Origin of the sequence: Actinomadura sp. 1N219 (assembly GCF_044326405.1) — a bacterium.
Lineage (GTDB): Bacteria > Actinomycetota > Actinomycetes > Streptosporangiales > Streptosporangiaceae > Spirillospora.
This window is the reverse complement of the sequence record NZ_JBIRAY010000013.1, coordinates 20502-40361: the sequence shown is the minus strand read 5'-3', so window position 1 is coordinate 40361 and position 19860 is coordinate 20502. Positions and strand designations below refer to the sequence as shown.

The 19860-nt window shown below is 69.9% G+C and carries 21 protein-coding genes and 2 pseudogenes; 15 read left to right on the top strand and 8 right to left on the bottom strand.

Annotated elements, in window-relative coordinates:
• Positions 1-36 precede the first annotated feature (36 nt).
• The 13 genes and pseudogenes from ACH35V_RS32615 (at position 37) to ACH35V_RS32555 (ending at position 11785) form a co-directional block, all read left to right on the top strand.
• The gene (locus ACH35V_RS32615) at positions 37-354 is read left to right on the top strand and encodes a hypothetical protein (RefSeq protein ID WP_395978870.1); all 318 of its coding nucleotides are present in this window, start codon (positions 37-39) and stop codon (positions 352-354) included.
• Between the two features lie 237 nt (positions 355-591).
• The gene (locus ACH35V_RS32610) at positions 592-1803 is read left to right on the top strand and encodes an ammonium transporter (protein WP_395978850.1); all 1212 of its coding nucleotides are present in this window, start codon (positions 592-594) and stop codon (positions 1801-1803) included.
• A 142-nt stretch (positions 1804-1945) separates the two neighbouring features.
• Entirely contained in the window at positions 1946-2920 is a 975-nt protein-coding gene (locus tag ACH35V_RS32605) for an urea transporter (RefSeq protein ID WP_395978383.1), read from the top strand.
• A gap of 55 nt (positions 2921-2975) precedes the next feature.
• A complete protein-coding gene (locus ACH35V_RS32600) occupies positions 2976-3287 on the top strand; it encodes an urease subunit gamma (RefSeq protein WP_395978381.1) in 312 nt (103 codons plus the stop codon).
• Complete coding sequence (locus ACH35V_RS32595) at positions 3284-4105, top strand: sirohydrochlorin chelatase (RefSeq protein WP_395978379.1); 822 nt, start codon at positions 3284-3286, stop codon at positions 4103-4105. Before ACH35V_RS32600 ends, ACH35V_RS32595 begins: the two co-directional genes overlap by 4 nt.
• Positions 4095-4391, top strand: a pseudogene (gene ureB, locus ACH35V_RS32590) (urease subunit beta); the annotation flags it as partial. The gene ACH35V_RS32595 and the pseudogene ureB, both read left to right, overlap by 11 nt.
• A 158-nt stretch (positions 4392-4549) precedes the next feature.
• Positions 4550-6274, top strand: a complete 1725-nt coding sequence (gene ureC / locus ACH35V_RS32585; protein ID WP_395978377.1) for an urease subunit alpha — start codon at positions 4550-4552, stop codon at positions 6272-6274.
• Positions 6271-6987 carry an urease accessory protein UreF gene (locus ACH35V_RS32580; RefSeq protein WP_395978375.1) on the top strand — a complete coding sequence of 239 codons (717 nt, stop codon included), beginning with the start codon at positions 6271-6273 and terminating at the stop codon, positions 6985-6987. Before ureC ends, ACH35V_RS32580 begins: the two co-directional genes overlap by 4 nt.
• Positions 6988-7013: 26 nt before the next feature.
• Positions 7014-7649, top strand: coding sequence for an urease accessory protein UreG (gene ureG, locus ACH35V_RS32575; RefSeq protein WP_395978373.1), 636 nt, complete (start codon positions 7014-7016; stop codon positions 7647-7649).
• On the top strand, positions 7631-8623 hold the full coding sequence (locus ACH35V_RS32570) for an urease accessory protein UreD (protein ID WP_395978371.1): 993 nt from the start codon (positions 7631-7633) through the stop codon (positions 8621-8623). Before ureG ends, ACH35V_RS32570 begins: the two co-directional genes overlap by 19 nt.
• Positions 8620-9642, top strand: a complete 1023-nt coding sequence (locus ACH35V_RS32565; protein WP_395978369.1) for a CrcB family protein — start codon at positions 8620-8622, stop codon at positions 9640-9642. The genes ACH35V_RS32570 and ACH35V_RS32565 overlap by 4 nt, the downstream gene beginning before the upstream one ends.
• Before the next feature lie 915 nt (positions 9643-10557).
• Positions 10558-10833: an ATP-binding protein gene (locus ACH35V_RS32560; RefSeq protein WP_395978367.1), complete on the top strand. Its 276-nt coding sequence runs from the start codon at positions 10558-10560 to the stop codon at positions 10831-10833.
• Positions 10834-11467: 634 nt separating this feature from the next.
• Positions 11468-11785 carry a DUF6458 family protein gene (locus tag ACH35V_RS32555; RefSeq protein ID WP_395978365.1) on the top strand — a complete coding sequence of 106 codons (318 nt, stop codon included), beginning with the start codon at positions 11468-11470 and terminating at the stop codon, positions 11783-11785.
• Between the two features lie 595 nt (positions 11786-12380).
• On the opposite strand, the gene ACH35V_RS32550 is transcribed toward ACH35V_RS32555, so the two are convergent.
• From ACH35V_RS32550 to ACH35V_RS32540, 3 genes are all read right to left on the bottom strand, one after another.
• Positions 12381-12812, bottom strand: coding sequence for an STAS domain-containing protein (locus tag ACH35V_RS32550; RefSeq protein WP_395978363.1), 432 nt, complete (start codon positions 12810-12812; stop codon positions 12381-12383).
• Positions 12813-12904: 92 nt separating this feature from the next.
• Positions 12905-13501, bottom strand: coding sequence for a DUF5994 family protein (locus tag ACH35V_RS32545; RefSeq protein WP_395978361.1), 597 nt, complete (start codon positions 13499-13501; stop codon positions 12905-12907).
• Between the two features lie 47 nt (positions 13502-13548).
• Complete coding sequence (locus tag ACH35V_RS32540; RefSeq protein WP_395978359.1) at positions 13549-13911, bottom strand: hypothetical protein; 363 nt, start codon at positions 13909-13911, stop codon at positions 13549-13551.
• Positions 13912-14436: 525 nt separating this feature from the next.
• Here ACH35V_RS32540 and ACH35V_RS32535 point away from each other — a divergent pair.
• On the top strand, positions 14437-14922 hold the full coding sequence (locus ACH35V_RS32535) for an STAS domain-containing protein (RefSeq protein WP_395978357.1): 486 nt from the start codon (positions 14437-14439) through the stop codon (positions 14920-14922).
• Between the two features lie 583 nt (positions 14923-15505).
• On the opposite strand, the gene ACH35V_RS32530 is transcribed toward ACH35V_RS32535, so the two are convergent.
• The gene (locus ACH35V_RS32530; RefSeq protein ID WP_395978355.1) at positions 15506-15805 is read right to left on the bottom strand and encodes an ANTAR domain-containing protein; all 300 of its coding nucleotides are present in this window, start codon (positions 15803-15805) and stop codon (positions 15506-15508) included.
• 1200 nt (positions 15806-17005) lie between these two features.
• On the opposite strand from ACH35V_RS32530, the gene ACH35V_RS32525 reads away from it, so the two are divergent.
• Positions 17006-17167: a hypothetical protein gene (locus ACH35V_RS32525; protein WP_395978353.1), complete on the top strand. Its 162-nt coding sequence runs from the start codon at positions 17006-17008 to the stop codon at positions 17165-17167.
• 165 nt (positions 17168-17332) lie between these two features.
• Here the strand turns inward: ACH35V_RS32525 and ACH35V_RS32520 are convergent, their stop codons facing one another.
• The 4 genes and pseudogenes from ACH35V_RS32520 to ACH35V_RS32505 all read right to left on the bottom strand — a co-directional run bounded on the left by ACH35V_RS32520 (position 17333) and on the right by ACH35V_RS32505 (position 19737).
• A complete protein-coding gene (locus ACH35V_RS32520; RefSeq protein ID WP_395978351.1) occupies positions 17333-17995 on the bottom strand; it encodes a DUF4386 domain-containing protein in 663 nt (220 codons plus the stop codon).
• 306 nt (positions 17996-18301) lie between these two features.
• Positions 18302-18556, bottom strand: a pseudogene (locus tag ACH35V_RS32515) (STAS domain-containing protein); the annotation flags it as partial.
• Between the two features lie 138 nt (positions 18557-18694).
• On the bottom strand, positions 18695-19378 hold the full coding sequence (locus ACH35V_RS32510) for a DUF5994 family protein (protein ID WP_395978349.1): 684 nt from the start codon (positions 19376-19378) through the stop codon (positions 18695-18697).
• Between the two features lie 86 nt (positions 19379-19464).
• Positions 19465-19737 carry a hypothetical protein gene (locus ACH35V_RS32505; RefSeq protein WP_395978347.1) on the bottom strand — a complete coding sequence of 91 codons (273 nt, stop codon included), beginning with the start codon at positions 19735-19737 and terminating at the stop codon, positions 19465-19467.
• Positions 19738-19860 lie beyond the last annotated feature (123 nt).

Below are 19860 nucleotides of genomic sequence, written 5' to 3'. Positions count from 1 at the left end.
GCCGACTGGGGACTGGGCACCGGCACCAATTGGGACGTGGCCCTGGGCACCGTCGCCCAGGCTGCTCAGCGCTACCAGCTCGTGGTCGTTCTCACCGACGGCAACCCGACGGCCGAGCGCATCGTCATCCAGTCCTACCAGGACATCATCCGCTGGCTCGGCGACGCCGACCCGACCAGCCGCCGCATCATGGAGAGCATCCTGGCCGAAGAAGAGGACCACGCCGCGAAGGCAGGAATCTGCCGACGGACGAGGACAGGTCCAGGACAAGCGCCACGTCGAGCCCGCACTTGGCGGGTAGCGGCGGGTTGGTCCTGGACTGCTGCCAGTGGCCGGTCGACGCGACCGGCGTGATCTCGTGCGAGACTGCCCGCTACCCACCGTGATCAAACTACTCCCCTGCGTCAGGGCAGTGGGTGGGCCCGCGTGACCGGCCGCCTCCTTCAGGCGAGCGTCCAATGCGGCATTCGCCAAGGACGAGTCAATTCGTGACACCTGACGTTTGCCGCGGGCGCGGGCGCGGAGAAGACATAGTCCGCACGGTGTTCCCCCGCCGCCGCCCTCCCGAGAGCAGCGACCGGGAAGGTGCACATGTCCGCGCAACTGAATTCCGGCGATTCAGCCTGGCTTTTCGTGAGCACCGCGATGGTGCTGCTCATGACACCGGGTCTCGCCTTCTTCTATGGCGGCATGGTTCGCTCCAAGAACATGCTGACGACCCTCTACATGAGCTTCATCTCCATCAGCCTGGTGACCATCCTGTGGTTCCTCTACGGGTACGGAATCGCCTTCGGCAAGGACGTCGGCGGTATCGGGCTCATCGGCTGGGGAGACTGGCGCCTCGGCAACGTCACACCGCAGGCCCTCCAGGGGCGGATCCCCGAACAGATCTACGCCTGCTTCCAGCTCACCTTCGCGATCATCACCGTCGCCCTGATCAGCGGTTCGATCGCGGGCCGGGCCCGGTTCGGACCGTGGATCCTGTTCGTCGTGATGTGGGTGACGCTGGTCTACCTGCCCATAGCGCACTGGGTCTTCGCCCCGTCCGGATGGCTCAACGAATGGGGCGTGATGGACTTCGCGGGCGGCCTGGTCGTCGAGTTGAATTCCGGCATCTCGGGCCTGGCGATGGCACTGGTCCTGGGCCGCGGAGCCTCCTTCCGGCGCGCGGAAGGCCCGCGCCCGGACAATATCCCGTTCGTTCTGCTGGGCCTGGCTCTGCTGTGGTTCGGCTGGTTCGGCTTCAACGCCGGATCGGCACTGAGCGACGGCGCCCTGGCGGCCAGAGCCTTCGTCAGCACCATGATCGCGGGCTGCTCCGGCATGCTCGCCTGGCGGCTCCTGGAATGGATACGCAGCCGGCACTTCAGCCGCCTGGGAGCGAGCAGCGGGGCGCTGGCCGGGCTGGTGGCCATTACCCCGGCCTGCGCCTTCGTCAACGTCGAGGGCGCTTTTCTCATCGGGGTCGTCGCAGCGGTGGTGTGCACCTACGCGGTCGAACTGAAGCTCGTCGCTGGATACGACGACACGCTGGACGTCACCGGAATCCACGGTGCCGGCGGAATCGTGGGAATGGTGTCACTGGGCTTCGTGGCCACGAGCTGGGGGCCGGGCACAGCGGGACTCTTCTACGGCGGATCGGCCTCGGTGCTGGGCAGGCAGGTCGTCGCGGTCCTCGCCGTCGGGCTCTACGCATTCGCCGTGACCTACGTCATCGGTCAAATGGTCGACCGGCTCGTCCGGATGCGCATGACCGATGAGGAACAAGAGAGAGGGTCGGATGCCGCCTTCACGGCGGGCTGACCTCGGCGGCCCCTTGGCCAACTGTTGACGGAGCACCGTCGTTACTGTGCGTCACCCAAGGGAACGTGCCCCTCGGTATCCCGTGAGGCACCCGTCTGCGCGGCGCCACACGATACGAGATTTGCGTTCAAGGGGAAACGTCGTGCGGTCATCGTCGGGGGAGGTGTCCGGTGGGGCGCGGCCGCCCGTGAAGGAGCGGCCTTCGGACGCCGCTTCGACGGTGCCCAAAGGCGTCGCGCAGGTGATCTTCCAGACCAGTCAATGGACAGGACTGATCTTCATCGCGGGGCTTTTCGCGGGAGGCTGGCAATTCGGTGTCTTCGGTTTGCTGGGCACCCTCGCGGCGACCGTGACGGCATATCTGATGGGGGTCGCGTGGGACCAGGTCTCGATCGGGCTTGAGGGGTTCTGCGGGACCCTCACCGGTGTCGCGCTGGCGCTCTACCTGGGCGCGAACTGGATGACGGCGGCGCTGGTCGTCGGCGCCACGGTCGCCGGGAGTGTGCTCACCTCCGCGATGGGCACCGTCCTGAAGCCGTATGGCCTGCCCGCCTCCACCGGACCGTTCTGCGTCGTCACCACGGTGATGGCGATCGGCGCGCCGTCCTTCCACCGGGTGTGGGAGAACCGGCCCGACACCGCACCGCCGTCGGCCACCGACCCCGGTACCGCGATGTCCTGGAGCGACTTCTGGCACGGCCTGCTGAACGGGGTAGCGCAGGTGTTCTTCCAGGACGAGTGGTACGTCGGCGTGATCTTCCTGGCCGGGCTGGCGTTGGCGAGCCGGTTCGTCGCGGCGGTGGCCGCGGCGTCGAGCCTGGTCGGGCTGCTGATCGGCTGGTGGCTCGGCGCGCAGGCGGCTGATATCGGCGCGGGCCTGTACGGCTACAACTCGGTCCTGACCGGCGTCGCGCTGGCCGGGACGTTCATCGCGCTCAGCCCGGTCGGCGCCGTCTACGCGGCGATCGGCGCGGCGACCGCGGCGGGCCTCACCGCCGGCCTCACCAACCTGTTCGACGTGGTCGGCGGGCACACCCTGACCTGGCCGTACGTGCTGGTCTGCTGGGTGTTCCTGGCCGCCGTCCCGCGCTATCCGAAGATCCGGCGGGCCGGGTGAGGCCAGGTGAGGGGCCGCCCGCCGCCCGACACCATCCCGGGCAGAGAGGACCCAGATGAACCTGTCACCACGTGAGATCGACAAGTTGCTCATCTTCACCGTCTCGGAGCTGGCCGACCGGCGCCGCAAGCGCGGCCTGAAACTGAACTACGCCGAGACGGTGGCGCTGATCAGCGCCGCCATCGTGGAGGCCGCGCGGGACGGCAAGTCCGTCGCCGACTGCATGGAGCTGGGCAAGAAGGTCGTCGGGCCCGACGACGTGCTGCCCGGAGTGCGCGGGATGCTGAAGCTCATCCAGGTCGAGGCCACCTTCGACGACGGCACCAAGCTGGTCTCCTGCCACGATCCCGTCGGCGGAAGCAAGTGACCGTGCCGCCGGACACGTCCCGCCCCGATCCAGGCGCCGGAGCCGGTGCCGGGACGGGGCGCACGGTCCTGCGCGTCGGCGGGCACGAATGCCCGCCCGGCGCGCTGCGCGGATGCCGGGCCGGCGCAGAGGTCGCCGGGCCCGGGCGGGGCCTGTCGCTGGCGCTCGCCGCGCGTCCACGCGCCGTCGTCGTCCCGATGACGCTCGGCCGCGACCCGGCGCTCGCGCCCGCCGCCGCGCAGGCGATCGCCTGGACGGCCCGCGGGAGAGGACGCGGGGACCTGCTGCTCGCCGAGCCGCTCGGCTCAGTGACGCACCTGGTCGGCTGGCTCCGGGCGGCCCTGGTGCGGGCGATGCGCGGCGCGAGCGCGGACCGGGCCGTCCTGCTGGTGGCGCCGGCCGGCGCGCCCGAGGACGACGCCGAGCTGTTCAAGGTGGCGCGGCTTGTCCGGCGGCACGTGCCGGTCCGCTGGGTGGAGGTCGCGATCGACGGCGGCGAGCCCGACGTGCCCGAGGGCGTGGACCGCTGCCACCGGCTGGGCGCCCGCGAGGTCGTGCTCGTGCCCGCCTCGCTGGCGCCACCTCCGGCGTGCGACGCCGCCCTGACCGCCGGGCCGCTGCTCGGCCCGGCCGCGGTGGACGCGCTGGTCCGCCAGCGGGCGGCCGAGGCGGAACGGCGCTGGCACCGCGACGGCGACGACGGCCTGGCGGCGGGCCACGCGCACCACCATCACCACGCCCACACCCAGAGCGACCACCATCACCTCATGAGACCACTGAGGCGAGCCTTTAAGGGGGCGGCCGTCCATGGCGGATGACACCTACATGTTCGGAACGGGATCGATCGAACTCAACGCCGGACAGCGCAAAGAGACGCTCACCGTGCACAACACCGGTGACCGGGCCGTGCAGATCGGTTCCCATTTCCATTTCTTCGAGGTCAACCGGGCGATGCGCTTCGACCGTGAGAAGGCGTTCGGAATGCGGCTGGACATCCCGGCCGGCACCGCCGTCCGGTTCGAGGCAGGTGACACCAAGCAGGTGCAGCTGGTCGAGTACGGCGGCGGGCTGCGCATCGTCGGGTTCGGCGGCCTGCTGAACGGCAGCGCCCGGTCCCAGGCCGCCAGGACCGAGGCGCTGGCCAGGGCACGCGCCCGCGGATATCTCGACGAGCCGGCGCCGGAGCCGAAGAAGACCGGATCGCGTGCGAAGAAATCCTCGAAAAGTGCCGCAGGCGGCCGGTCGAAGAAGGGCTGACGACGATGACGACGATCTCTCGCAAGAAGTACGCGGCCATGTACGGTCCGACCGTTGGTGACCGTTTCCACCTGGGCGACACCAATCTGGTGGTGGAGGTCGAAAAGGACCACACCGAAGGCCATTACGGCGACGAGACCCAGTACGGCGGGGGCAAGACGGCCCGGGACGGGATGGCGGCCGACCCCGCCTCGCGCAACGCCACCACCGCGCTCGACACGGTCATCACCAACGCCGTGATCGTCGATCCGGTGCTGGGCATCGTCAAGGGCGACATCGGGATCAAGGACGGGAAGATCGCCGGGATCGGCAAGTCCGGCAACCCGCACACCCAGAACGGCGTGGACCGGCGGCTGATCGTCGGGGCCGGAACCGAGGTGATCTCCGGGGAGAACCTCGTCGCGACCGCCGGCGCGATCGACACCCACGTCCACTTCATCGCGCCGCAGCAGGCCTTCAACGCCCTCAGCAACGGGATCACCACCCTGGTCGGCGGCGGCACGGGACCCGCGGACGGCTCCCGCGGCACCACCTGCACGCCGGGGCCGTGGAACATCGCCCGGATCCTGCAGGCCTACGAGGACATCCCGATCAACATCGCGGTGTACGGCAAGGGCAACAACAGCCTGCACGCCCCGCTGGACGACCAGGTCCGGGCCGGCGCGGCCGGGTTGAAGGTGCACGAGGACTGGGGCTCCACCCCGGCGGTCATCGACTGCGCGCTGAGCGTCGCCGACCACCACGACGTCCAGATCACGCTGCACACCGACACGCTGAACGAGGCCGGGTTCGTCGAGGACACCATCGACGCGATCAACGGCCGCGCCGTCCACACCTACCACTCCGAAGGCGCGGGCGGCGGGCACGCGCCCGACATCCTGCGCATCACCGGCGAGCCGAACGTGCTGCCCGCCTCGACCAACCCGACGCTGCCCTACACGGTGAACTCGACCGACGAGCTGCTGGACATGACCATGGTCTGCCACCACCTCAGCTACGACGTCCCCGAGGACCTGGCGTTCGCCGAGAGCCGCGTCCGCGCCGAGACGATCGCGGCCGAGACCGTCCTGCACGACCTCGGGATCATCAGCATCATCGGCTCGGACTCCCAGGCGATGGGACGCGTCGGCGAGTCGTTCACCCGGGCGTTCCAGGTCGCCCACCACAACAAGGACAAGCGCGGCCCGATGGACGGGGACTCCACCCGCAACGACAACAACCGCGTCCTGCGCTACCTGGCCAAGCTCACCATCAACCCGGCCCGCGCCAGCGGGATGGCCGACACGATCGGGTCGCTGGAGGACGGCAAGCTCGCCGACATCGTGCTGTGGCCGATCCACTCCTTCGGCGCCAAGCCGTGGATGGTCGTCAAGGGCGGGCTGATCAGCTGGGCGCAGCTCGGCGACACCAACGCCTCGCTGCCCACCCCGCAGCCGGTGTACCTGCGGCCGACCTACGGGTGCTTCGGCGACGCGCTGCGCAAGACGTGCGTGACGTTCATGTCGGCGGCGGCGATCGAGGAGGACGTCCCCGAACGGCTCGGCCTGCGGCGGCTGATCCGCCCCGTCCGGCAGTGCCGCAGCGTGGACAAACGTCACATGGTCCGCAACTCCACCGTGGCCGACATCCAGGTCGACCCGGAAACCTACCGGGTCAGCGTGGACGGCGACCCGGCGACCATCGAACCGGCCAAGAAACTGCCGCTGACCAGGCTGTACTACATCGTATGACGCGCCGCGACCACGCGCCGGAGACCGAGGATCAGGGGCCGCTGCTGGCGCAGCTCCAGCTCACCGACTCCGGCTTCCCCAGCGGGCTCTACACGCTGTCGCACGGCCTGGAGGGGTACGTCCAAGCGGGCCTGGCCGGGGCGGACGACTTGACGGCGCTCGTGTCCGGCCTGGTCCGGGCCGCGGGCACCGCCGACGCGGCGGCGCTCGCGCTGACGCACCGGGCGGTGTCGGCAGGCGACTGGGACCGGGTGGTCGAGACCGACCGCAGGCTCCACGCGATCAAACTCAACCAGGAGCAGCGGACGGCGTCCGTCCGCACCGGACGGCAGGTCATCGACAGCGCGGACGCAGCGTTCGCCTCCGCCCCGGCGGCACGGCTGGGACGGCTCGTCGCCGACCGCGCCACGCCCGGCAACCACGCCGTCGTCGTGGGCGCCGTGCACGCCGGCCTGGGAGTGCCCGTCCAGCACGCCGTGGCAAGCGACCTGTACGCCTTCGCCGCCGGCTGCGCGGCGGCGTCGGTGCGGCTCGGCCGGATCGACTTCCGGCGCGCGCAGCTGCTGCTGCGCGAGATCCGGCCCGAGGTCACCCGGGCGGCGGGGGCGGCGCTGGCCGCCCGGGACCCGCGGGACCTGCACGCCTCCACCCCGGCGGCGGACGCGGTCGCCGCCGCGCACGAGCGGGCCGAGGCCCGCCTGTTCATCACCTGACCCGAACATCACCCGAAGGGACGCGCATGGAACTGGAGCAGGTGTACAAGATCGGTGTCGGCGGCCCGGTCGGGTCGGGCAAGACCGCCCTCATCGAGGCGCTGGTGCCCGTCCTGGTCGGCCGGGGGCTGAGCCCCGGCGTCATCACCAACGACATCTACACCCAGGAGGACGCCGAGCACGTCCGCCGCACCCTCGCGGGGACGCTGGACGCCGACCGCGTCGTCGGCGTCGAGACGGGGTCGTGCCCGCACACGGCGGTCCGCGACGACCCCACGATGAACCTCGCCGCCGCCGCCGAACTGCTCGACCGGTTCCCCGACATCGACCTGCTGCTGTTCGAGAGCGGCGGCGACAACCTGACGCTCACCTTCAGCCCCCTGCTGGCCGACGTGTACGTGTTCGTCCTGGACACCGCGGAGGGGGAGAAGATGCCGCGCAAGCGCGGGCCCGGCACCACCGACTCCGACCTGCTGGTGATCAACAAGATCGACATCGCGCCCTACGTGCGCACCGACCTGACGGTCATGGAACGCGACGCCCGCGCGGTGCGCCACGGCGGCCCGGTCGTCCTGACCGACTGCCTCACCGGGACCGGTGTCGCCGACGTCGCCGACTTCGTCCTCGCACGCAAGGAGTCGACGTGCTCACCGGTGCCGTGACCGCACCCGAGCGGTCGCCCGCTCCTGCGAGCGGGGCCGCGGGCGTCCCCGCCCCGGCCGCGCAGGACCGCTGCGCGCCGGAGCGCTGCACCCCCGAATGGCTGCCCGCCGCCGTCGCCGACCACGCCGCCGTCCCCGACACCCTTCCGGTCGGCGCAGCGGGCAAAGTCGGCGTGCTCGAACTGGCCTTCGCGGAGACCGGGGGCGGGACGGTGCTGACCGGCCACTTCCAGAAGGCGCCGCTGCACACCACCCGCCCGCTGTATCCGGACCCCGCCCGGCCCGGAATGCCGCACGTGATGGTCATGTCCTCGGGAGGAGGCGTCCTGCAAGGCGACCGGTACCGCATGGAACTGGACTGCGGACCCGGGACGTCGGTGCACGTCACCACCCAGACCGCCACGCGGCTCTACCGGATGGACCACGACTACGCCACCCAGATGATCGACATCACCGCCGCCGCCGGCGCCTACGTCGAATACCTGCCCGAGACCACCATCCCGTTCGGCGGCTCGCGCTACTACCAGCGCCTGCGCGTGACCGCCGACCCGGACGCGACGATCGTCCTCGGCGAGAAACTCATGGCGGGACGTCTGGCCCGCGGTGAACGGCACGCCTACACCGCCTACTGCACCGACCTGGACGTCCACGACCCCGGCGGGCGCCTGCTGTTCGCGGACCCGATCCGGCTCGTCCCCGCCGAGTGCCCGGTGACCGGGCCCACCGCCATGGACGACTTCGGGCTCATGGCGTCCCTCTACGTGATCACCGGGGCCAAACCCGCCCAGCGGGCCGCCGACACCATGCACCAGGCGATCACCGAATCCGGGCTGCGCGGTGGTGCGAGCGTCCTGCCCGCGGGCTGCGGCGCCTGGGCCCGGATCCTCGGCGACCGCTCCCCCGAGGTGGACGCGGCCTACCGCCGAACCCTCGACGCCGTCCGCGATCTACTCGCCCGGACGGCCGACCAATGACCAACACCCGCCTGCAACGCGGCGAACGAGCCGAGGCCGCCGCCCTCCACCCGCACCGGGGCAAACCGCCCCCGCCCGGACTGAAACCGCGTGTCATCGCCGAGATCGCGATGGGCGGTGCGCTCGGCGCCCTGTCCCGGTACGGGCTCGGTGAAGCGATCCCGACGGCGAAGACCGGGTTCGCCTGGAACACCTTCACCATCAACATGCTGGCCTGCCTCGTCATGGGCGTGCTCACCACGTACCTGCTCAGCGGCCCACCGCACCGCTTCATACGGCCCTTCGCGGTGACCGGCTACCTCGGCGGCTTCAGCACGTTCTCCCACCTGCTGCAGAACGACGACGTGGCCATCCAGGACGGCGGCGGCTCGTACATCCGGGGCTATTCCGCCGGCGCCCAGGAACGCTGGCTGGAGCGGGAATTGCGCCGGACCCGCGCCGACCGCGGCATCGACTGGATCGTGGTCTGCATGCACCAGGTCGCCATCTCCACCGCCGACGGCAACGGCGCCGACCTGGGCGTACGCAGGTCATGGCTGCCGCTGTTCGACAAGTACGGCGTCGACCTGGTGGTGTGCGGCCACGAACACCACTACGAGCGGTCGCTGCCCATCCGCGGCCACCAGTCCAACTCGACCATGACCCCGATTCCCGTCTCCAGCGATCTGCGGCACGCCGACACCAGCAAGGGCACGGTCCACATGGTCATCGGCGGCGGCGGCATGGGCCACGCGTCCAACGGGCTGCTCTACGAGAAGCCCGAGGCCAAGGTCATCGTCGACCTGAGCGACGAGCGCGACCCCGAGGTGCTCAACCACCTCAAGCCCATCTACGTCAAGGAGCCCGCCCCCTGGTCGGCATTCCGAGACCGCCACAACCCCTACGGCTTCTGCGCCTTCGACGTGGACCCGGGACACCGCGGCGGCACCACCCGGATCACCGTCACCTACTACGCCGTCACTGGCAACGGGTCACGTCCCGTCGACCGCTTCGTCCTAGAGCGGCCCCGCCGCGACTGACCAGGCACCGCGCACCTCGGAGGGCCCATGCCCGAAACGGTTGCCCGGACGGCTAAGGGTTACGCAGCGAAAACCGGGCGGCGGACCAGATAGGCCCAGGCGGCGTCCAGTTGTGCAGGGGGCGCAGCAGCGAGCGCGTTAGGCAGGGCCTCAACCTCGTCGCAGGTGGTCGTGGGTGGTCGTAGGTGCCGGCGGCAGCCGCAACCTGGAGTGCAGGCGGCACGCCTTTTCGAGGATTATCGCGCCTCCGCGCCCAGTGCCCGGTCGCGCCGCTCCGGCGCACGCGAAGCCGCCAGCGCGGCGGCACGTCCCGGACACCGCATCGACACCCGGCAGCTCACCGACTACTGCATAGAACGACTGGACCCCTACAAGTACCCCGCCTGATCAAGCAGGTGGACGCACTCCCCTCGGCCCGACCGGAAAGATCGACAAAAGGCCCCTTCGCGCGGAATCGAGGCTCACACGACCTCCATCGACCAACTGAAGCGTCCCAAACCCGCTGAGGTCGCCCGCCGGAGCTCTCGCCGACTAGGGTGCACCCCGACCTGCGGTGATCCTGCCTTGATTCCGAGGAACCGGCGACCCGAAGCGCTGCGGCCTCGCCTCCCGACTGTGCTGGTGGCGGACCGCACGGCCGCGGTCGTGCCGCCACTCGATCCCGGACTGGGTTGGTGACCACGGTTCGCGCCAGCGGCAGAACCGGTTGGTTCGTGGGCTGCTGTCCTCGACTTCGAGGGGTGCCTCAGGCGTGGTAAATGCTGGCGCGACGAAGCTCTCCGGTCAGTGGGATGCAGCTATCGCTGATGGCCTAAACCGGACGGGGCCTGAGTTCGTGATCTCACCCAGAGTGTCCGAGGCTCATGGTTTCTAAGCCTCGGAGTCGAGGGGCTGGAGGGGTTAGCGTGCGTATCCGTGAGGTGTTTATTCGTTGGGTACAAGTTGTTCAACTATGACTATGAGCTGAAGGCAAACCCCGGCTCATCCAAGAGGACCTGGCAGGAAACAACTGACGGGTGGCTCCCACATGTGCGCGTTCCTCTTGAAGGGGACATCACCGCCGTAGTGGGCACGAACGAGGCCGGAAAGTCACACCTCCTCGACGCGATCAACATCGTTCTCACCGACGAGGGCGTCAGCCAAAGCGACTTCTGCCGGCACTCGACGCGGTTTCGGTCGAGAAGGTCTTGACTCGGCGTCAATCGCGACACTCGCGCAGACCAGCTCACCCCTCGCTCGCAGGCAGCGCTTCAAAGTCCTCGATTTACTCACCAGGATCACCACCGTTGAGGAATTTGGATCCCAGGGGACAGCCCTGCTCAGCCTTCTTAGCGCCACGGAGGCCGCCGAGACCGAACAGCAAACACTCGGCCGCCTCCTGCTCACCAAGGTTGCCCGGATCGAGGGTTCCGCCTTCCAAGACCTCCGGTGGTCGACCGCCCCGCCAAGCCGAGCCGCCCACAACTTGAACGGCGCTCACGATTTGAACGGGCGATGAGCGACATTTGTGGCGACGCCCCGCCCGCTCCCTGTTCCATGCTCGGTGTCCTAGTCCGGCTGGTGGCGTCCAAACTGTCATCTCCCGGGGAGAAGGAACGTTCGGAAAACGACTGTTTCCCCCTCTGCCGGGGAAGGGTTGAATGAAAATGAACGGGCATGCCGGCCCCGGTGGCCGTACCTTCTGCGGCGCATTGGGGCCACTGCTTCGACCGGTTCGGAAGACCGATCCTGGCAGTCACCGAATTCATGGCTCGTCGAGGAGTCCGGTCATGAACATCATCGTCGCCTGGATCATTCACCTGAGTTCGCCGAAGAGCGGTCTGTGATGCCCATGGCGGGCGGCGTCGCCCTCCTGACGATCGGCGCGATCCTCATTTTCGCCGTCACGGGGTCCATACGCGGTATCGATCTGCACGCGGTGGGCACCATCTTGATGGCCGCCGGTGCGGCCGTGCTGCTACTTCCGCTGGTCATGCGCGGCATGTCACCCCCGAAGCGATGGTCGGCCCGCAGCCGCCAGGACGCCCTCGACGAAGCGGACGACAGACGGCGGAACTCCGCCGCGCCGCACCACGACAGCCCACCCGACACTGACGGACCAACCCGCCCAGACCGCGCCCCGCCGCGACGTGGCCGACGCTAGACCAAAGTGCCCGCATGAACATCGTCGGTGAACACCGCCAGGGAGGTCCTGAGGCTGGGCCGGCCCGCGAAGGTTCGTGGAAGCGCCGTCCCTGGGCAGCGGTCCACCGCACTCGCGGCACACGGCTGTCGCCCCGAGTCCGGTGACCATGACCAGGCCCGACAAGAGGTGCCCGATGACCATGAAAGCTGAATACCTGCGGCTGATGAGGGGGCTCATCGGCGGCATGGCCATTGCGGTGGCCCTCGGCTGCGCGCTCATCGCGACGGTCGCCATCGTCGTCTCCTGACGCGGCCGAGGGCCGGGAACCAGCACGTGAGGACGGCCTGAACACTGGGCTGGTCGCGCGCCCTATTTCCGGTGATGGGGTCACCGGTCGCCGATGGCCTACCTAGCAGGCCGCTGCCCGTCTGGTCGGCAACGGTCACCGGACGGGGCGCAGACGGGGTTGCGCGGCGGCTTCGACTCCCGTGCGGGTGCGGGGCCCCGATCAGGATCGAGCCCGTACCGGGACGCCCGCCGTATGGTCGGGCGTCGCGGAACCGGCCGCGGTTCGGCTGGATCGCCTCAGGCTGCAGCCAGCGTGATTCGCCGGTTATACAGCGATTTCGGCGTGGATGTCCGGGGTGGGGTGGACGGTGAGGGCGCGACCGAGCGCGGTGAGACGGAGCTGCGCGGCGACGTGGGGGCCGGGGGCGGCGAGGCGCACGGTGACGCCGAGCGCTGCGGCGCGGCGGTGGATGCCGGCCAGTACGGCCAGTCCGGCCGCGTCGGCGGACGCCACCTCCCTCAGGTCGAGGATCAGCAGGCGGCCGCTGTGACGCAACGCGCCGATCAGGTGCTCGCGCAGCGCTGGAGCGGCGGCGCTGTCCAGGGCGCCCGACAACGCGACGATGGTGTGGCCGGGACGCCGGTGGGCGGGCATCCTCACTTCGTCGGGGGCCCGCACAAGGCCCGCAGTGGCGGACGCGGCGGCGGGTGCGGCGGCGGGTGCGGCGGCGGGTGCGGCGGCGGTGACTGTGGTCATGGTGATCTCCGATCACGGGTGGGCGGACGCGCCGGCCCCGGACGGCCGGATGACGGACGGCCGGATGACTGCCGGCCGGGCGGCGGAGCGGATCAATGTGCTGCGAGGCGTTCCTGCAGTCGTCCGCCCTCGGACTCCCAGTCGCTCTCGGACTTCCGGTCGCTCTCGGAGACCGTCGGGGCGCCGGCCCGGTCTGTCCGGCCGGGTGGCGGGGTGAGGGCGGCCAGCAGGTCGGGCGTGTGCAGGAGGTTGTGCGGGTGGGAGGCCAGCTCCATCGACGCATCGGCCTCGGCCTGGGGTGTGGAGACCGGGACGGTGAACAGGTCCACGCGCCGGCCGTCGGCGTGGATAGCGGTGAGCAGCCCGGAAGGCAGGGAGTCGAACCAGCTCAGCCGCACCACCCGGGTGTCGGCCGGGCCGTCGATGCGCAGCCGCCGGGGACGGCCGTCCCAGTCGTCCACCCGGAGCAGGACGTTGGCGATGGGACGCTGGCCGTCGATCGGGCCGTGGTCCTGCAAGGCCAGGATCAAGCCGGGCAGTTCCGCGACCGGGTCGGTCGAACGGGGCCACCAGGCACCGTCCAGCACGGGCCGCGCCGAGCCGGGAGGGGCCGCGGGACGCAGCCGCAGCCGGGGAGTCGAGGGTGGTGACAGGCTGATCGTGGTGCGGCGTTCGGTGGTGGTCCACATGGCAGGCGCCTTCCTCGGGCTTCCGATCGGGGTGGTGGGTCGGATTCTCAGCGGAGGCGCTTGCGGGTCAGCGGGCGCAGTTGCGTGAGGCGGGCCATGCCCAGGAGCAGGGTGACCGCAATCCCGGCGGCCATGGCGGCCATGAGCACGACCGCCTGTGGCAGGACGCCGCTCATCCCGGCAAAGGAGATCCGCACATCGCCGGTGTTGCTCACCACGAGAACCATGAAGAGGATCAAGATGGCGGCGACAGCCCACAGCTCGGACCACACCACGCTCGTGCGGGCCGCCTTCACCGTTCGCGGCGACGGCGGCGACTTGTGCCGATCGGGGACTCTGGGGCCAGGTGGTCTGAGCTGGGACACCGAACCGGTCTGGCCGTTGGCGCGCGGCTTGTGCAAGGTCTGCATGGCTCCCCCTCTCCGGGGGGCGGGCCGGTGTGACGGATCAGCCCTCAGAATGGGATGTCGTCGTTTACCGGATACTTTTATTCTACCCGAATAATTGCCGATATGCGGGAAACAGAAATTGTTTCTGAGTGATTCGCTCACACATAGGGGCCGTCGACACTGGAGCGCGAGAAATCCGCTCCATTTCAGCCGATTCCGGTTGAGCCGACGGGTTATCAGCGCGAGTGATGGGTTGTGCATGGGGCGCCGCGTGAATACGCGCCGCTTCCGGTCCCCGGCGCAGTCTGTTCGCCGCCTCCCCTACTGGCCACGGGCCGGGCGGCTTCCCCTCTGCCAGGTCGGGCACCACGAACCAGTGGCACAGGCGAAGCAGCAGGCGCGCCGCTGGCGCTGTGCATTGAACGGGTCGCGGGGGTTAGACCGCAGGTCGTGAGCGGCCTATGCTACGTGCGACGGCGGCAGTCGTCTGTCGGGCCGCTCCAGACCCTGGCGGCGTGTGTGCACACGCTCCAGGGAAGGGCTGTCATGACGGCATTCGAACCCTCGCCCCTATCCTCCGTTCCACTGGCGGTGCGGACGCGGCTGGACACCACGACCGGCGACCGCGTCCGAGCCGGGTCGCAGGTCAGTCTCCGGCGGACGGACGTCGACTGCGGTGCCGAGCCGCCGGCGATGCTGCTGGCACTCGCCGGTGAGATCGACGCCTCCAACAGCGGCTGGCTGACCGTCCGGCTCAGCGCCATGATCACCAGCGCGTCCACCGGCCACACCGGCGCCGCGCCGAGCGGTGGTGTGATCATCGACCTCACGCGCGTCAGGTTCTGCGACGCCACCGGTATCGCTGCCCTGGTCAAGGCCTTCAAACATGCTGAGAGCATGCACCTGGTCCTGGAGCTGGCCGGAGCCACGGGCCGGGTCGACCGCATCCTTCGCCTGACCGGCATCGACGACGTCCTTACCCTGCACACGGAGCCGGCGGACGCGTTGAAGGCGCTGTGCAGCCCAACGTGACCACCACACGGCTCGGCATCCCGATCACACCTGCGCCCGGCACGGCATGCTGCGGGGTCAGATCGACCCCTAGGCCCGGGTCATCCGGTGGCTGGAGAAGCTCGGCTGGGCACACGACGTGCACTGGCCCATCCGGGCCCGCATCGCCGCACGGCGTCGTGAAACCGACCACGACCCCGTCCGCGAGCCCATCCGCCCCGCCCCGCCCCGCCCCGCAGCGGCGGCGCCCCAGGGGGCGGCGGCCACCAGGCGCACAACCTTCAAGGCCGCGAAACGGCACGGTGATCTGAAGTAGCACCCAACGCGCCACGATGGTCAGCCTGTCGCCGCCTCCCCTATGGCCGGTGTCGCGGCCCAGGCGGCGCGGGTGAGCACACCGCTCGCAGGCACGCACCCACATGCTCGGTGTTGCCAACTGGGCGGCCTGTGGGGCACCAATAGTGCGCACCCAGGTGTTCAACTGGGCTTTCGTCAAGTACTCAGGCAGCGCGGACCCGCAACGTGCCGGGTGTCGCGAGTTGAGGCGCAGGGAGTCGGCCGTCGTCCGCGCGCTCTTCATCACCTTCCCCGTTATCGTTCGCGGTCAGGTTTGGCCGGCGCGGCGGCTGGGATCGTGGGGCGGGCGCAGGGAGCTCACCACGGCGGGGTCGTCGTCGATGACAGCCAGGGCAAGGTCGGCGAGTTTGCGGTTGGTGTTGCGGGCCTGGGTGCGCAGAGCGGCGAAGGCCTGATCGACTGAGGTCTGGTGGCGTTCGGCGAGCATGCCCTTGGCCTGCTCGATGATCACACGGCTGTTGAGGGCGATCTGCAGTTGCCGGGACAGCAGCTCATGTTCGCGGGCCGCGCGTTCGCCCAGGATGCCGATGGTGGCCACGTCCGCCATCGCCTGCCCCAGCCCCTGGCCGCCTGGTACACCTCGATCCGGCCCTCGCCCGGCCCGCCCAGCGGCCACGCCTCCTGGTCCGAGACCGTCCCGTTCGGCGGGGTCGGGTCGGCGGTCAGCCTCACGGCCACCGCCGTCCGGCACAGCGTCACCGCGTCGGCGGCCTGCTCCCCGGTCAGCGACCCCGACCTGGCCCGGTACAGGGTGAGGGTGCCATGCCGGATCGCCCCCGCCTGCAGTGGGAAGGCGAACATCGCCCGCGCCCCGGCCGCCGTGGCCACCGGCGCGAACACCGGCCGCCGGGATGCGGCGGCAGGCGAGGACACGTCGGCGACCAGTACCTGGCCGCCGGAGGCCCCGCCTCGATGGACGGGCCTTCCCCCAGGGTGAACTGCTGCTCCTCCAAGAGCGCGGCCAGCGCATCGGTGGCGCGCGCGCTGCCGCCTGTCGGGACGGGTCGCCACCGACAGCGCCGCCCCGTCCACCTCCACCGCAACCACTGCCGCCTGACACACATGCGCGACCGCTACCAGCTCACCGTCCGCGCACCCGGCGACCAGCTCCCACAACCGGGCCGCCCGCGCCTCGCCCGCCGCCGGTATCGCCGCCCACCGCCTCACCCAGCCCGAGGCGACCGGACGGCCACGCCCACCCCAGCCTCCCGAACAGCGTCGGCGAGCGCGAACACAGACCCGCGCCAGACCGCGAACACATGACAGGCCAGGGCCTGCCCGCACCCGTGGCTCGACAGAGGACCGCAGGCGTAGAGTGGCCAAAAGAACCCTCAGGATCCCGGCCCCGAACGCGTACCGGTGGCCGATCCCGTCGCTCCGGACCCCGGCGACATCTCACCATCGATGTCAGCGGGAACCCAAGGAGCACGGTCATGAATCAGCCAGCCCGCCGTCGCCCGGACCAGCCGCCTGCACCCGCGCCCAACACCGCGAGCACCCCGGCACAACCGGCCCCGACCCCTGGCCCGGCTCCGCCGGGCGAAATGGACCCGGGCGGGTTCCTCGGAATGGCCGAGGCGCTGGCCCTCTTCAGCGCAGGCCCCGCCGCCGCCCTCGACCGGCCGACGCAACCTGCCCGTCGCCCTCCACCCGATCGGTGACCGGGCCACTCCCGCGCGCTCGGACGGCGTCTCAATAAGGGCCTGAACAGAACGATCGCTCCACTCCGGAAAGGAGGTGGTCTGCGATGCCGTATTACACCTCGGTTCCCAAGAGTGCCATTGGCGTCAGCTCCAAAATCCTGGAAATCACCAGGTCCCCCGGCAAGAAGGCAGCGATCTTGAATGACGATCACACCGCTGGTGAGGCCAAGGAGGGGCTGCTTTCGCGTCCTGAGAACGCGCTGTGACGTTCGCGCGAGCGCTAGCCGGCCCCCCATAGCCTGGAGGATGGCCAAAGCTGCACAGAAGCGGGCGCGACCACCTGGTGTACGGAGCCGGGCACTCGAAGAAAGACGGGTCGGCGGGGATGGCACCGGTGCGGGTGCCGAACCGGTCTCTTGCCTTGATCTTGGCTATGCGACGGTTGGCTGGGCCGTGTTAAGCCGCGTCGGTTGAGATGTGCGAGGCAGTGTGAAGCCCTTGGCGAACAGCCAGATGGGCAGGACCAGGACTTCGAACAGCCCGCCCGGAGCCAACAAGATCATGCCCAGACCCGCGCCCATGTCGAGTACACCCAGCAGGTCCAGGGGCACTCCCAGAAGAAGCAAGGCGTAGCCGATGAGTCCAAGGACCGCGATGGGCTGGGGAACTGTTCGTGTCACGAACAGCAGGTAGGTGAAGACCAGGCCGCCGATGGCCGTGGGGATGTAAATCCACAACATCGCATGGGGGACGGCCTGCAGTCGCGTCAGCAGGTAGATGCCGCAGGTCGCGGAGACCGTGAACTCGACGACCCTCATGATGGGGTAGCACAGGGCCAGCTTCTGGTGGAAGTTCTTCAGGACTTGGTACATGAGCAGGCCGATCCCGATCACGGCCAGGCCCGAACACATCATGAGCGCTACGCCAAACCTCAGCGCCGCCTTGTCGGCGTTGCCGTCGGCGAACGCCTCGGTGAGCGTGGTGCCGATCATGGCCGAGACCATTTGAAAGACGAACAAGGCCCCTACCGTGGCGGCGATCTTCCGGGGTGTCATGACTGGACCGCCCCTTCCCTTCTCGGTCTGGTTCGCCATGCCCGTGCGTCCGTGTTCGGGACATGGACCCCGTCGCCGGTTCGCTGGTCACCAACCAGGTCCGGCCTGCGACGTGCCCGTCGGCGATCGTCGATCCGCCGCGCACCACCCCAGGCGTCCCGGTCAAAGACGAAGACATCGCCGGACGGCGGCGCCGCACGGGCGTGCCCACGTCAACTGCCTGCGTCGCTACGCCATCGCGTCCTCTGCCCCGGGCCAGGGGGTGCGGTCCCTGGGCGATCTGCGCCCCGATCCCTTCACCCCGGACATGAGCTGAGATGCGGTTCGGGAGGAACTTGCGGCCGTCTAGGGCGGGGTCTGCGATGGGGCCGGTGCGGGGCGGGCGGTGAGGACTCGGTCCAGCCCGGTGATGCGCAGCAGCTTGGTCACCTGCGGGTTGGGAGCGGCCAAGCGCATGGTGATGCCGAGCCGGGTGGCGCGGCGTTGCGTGCCGATCAGCACGGCCAGTCCGGCGGCGTCGCAGGACGACATCTCACTCAGGTCGAGGGTCGGCAGCCCGGGGCTGTGGCTGAGGACACCGACCAGGTGCTCGCGCAGGGCCGGGGCGGCGGGTGGCCGTGGCTGTGCCGGTGATGGGCGCTGCGGCCATGATGACGGTGGTCAAGGTGATCTCCGATCGCGGGTGCGTGTGAGAGTGCGGGCCTGGCCGGGGGCGAACCGGTCGTGTCACGGCACCTGTCACGGTGCGGGTTCGCGCAGCCGCCCGCCCTCGGTTTCCCAGATGTTCTCCGATGCGGCCTCGCTTGCGGTCTGGCCTGCGCCCCTTTCCGTGACATGGTCTGGCTCGCCCGTGACATGGTCTGGGTTGCGCGTGACATGGTCTGGCGGTGTGTTCGGTGTGAGCGCGGCCAGCAGGGCGCGGGTGTGGAGGTGATTGTCGGGGTCGGCGGCCAGATCCAGTCCCGCGGCGGCGGCGTCCGGGCCGGTGCCGGGCGGGATGGTGGGCAGGTCGACGCGCCGGCCGTCGGCCCAGATCGCGGTGAGCAGCCCGGCGGGCAGGGTGTCGAACCAGCTGAGGCGGACCACCCGGGTGCCGGCAGGGCCGTCGACGCGCAGTCGGCGTGGACGGCTGGTCCAGTCGGCCACGCGCAGCATGATGTGGGCGATGGGATCGTGCTCGCCGCGGTGCGGCCCGGTGGTGTCTAACCCGGTGGTGTCTGGCCCGGTGGTGTCTGGCCCGGTGGTGTCTGGGGTGTGGGCCTGCAGGGCCAGGATCAGCCCGGGCGGTTCGGCCGAGCGCGGCCACCAGGCGCCGTCCAGGGGTGTTCGCGGTGAGCCGGGCGGGGGGCGAGGCCGCAGCCGCAGCCGGGGAGTCGATGGCGGCGACAGGCTGATCGTCGCGCGTTCGGTGGTGGTCCACATGGCCCGCTGGCCCCCCCTTTTTCTCCCCGGGCCACCGGTTCGGTGGCCCGGGGATGTTGCCGGGAATCGCGATGGGGCGGCCGGGGTCAGTGGCGTCTGCGCAGGTCCGCGGGGAGTTCGCGGAGCCGGCTGATCCAGGCGGTCCCTGACACCAGGGTGAGCAGGACCGCGCCGGCCAGCAGGGTCACTATCGCCATGATCAGCGCCATCGCGAGCGTGGCCTGGACCAGGAACAGGATGAACACGATGGCCGCGGCGAGCGTGATCACGGCGGGCCAGGCATGGTCGGTCAGGGAAGAGCGTGCGGCCGGGGCGGCCTCGGGCCGGGCGGGTCGTTGGCCGCGATGAAGGATCGGCATGACATCCCCCTTCGGGGGGTGAGCCGGAGCGGCGGGTCAGCCTCAGGATGGGGATGTCGTCGTTGCCGGATACGTCTGACTCTACGCGGAATAACTTCCGATATCCGCGAATATCTGAACTAT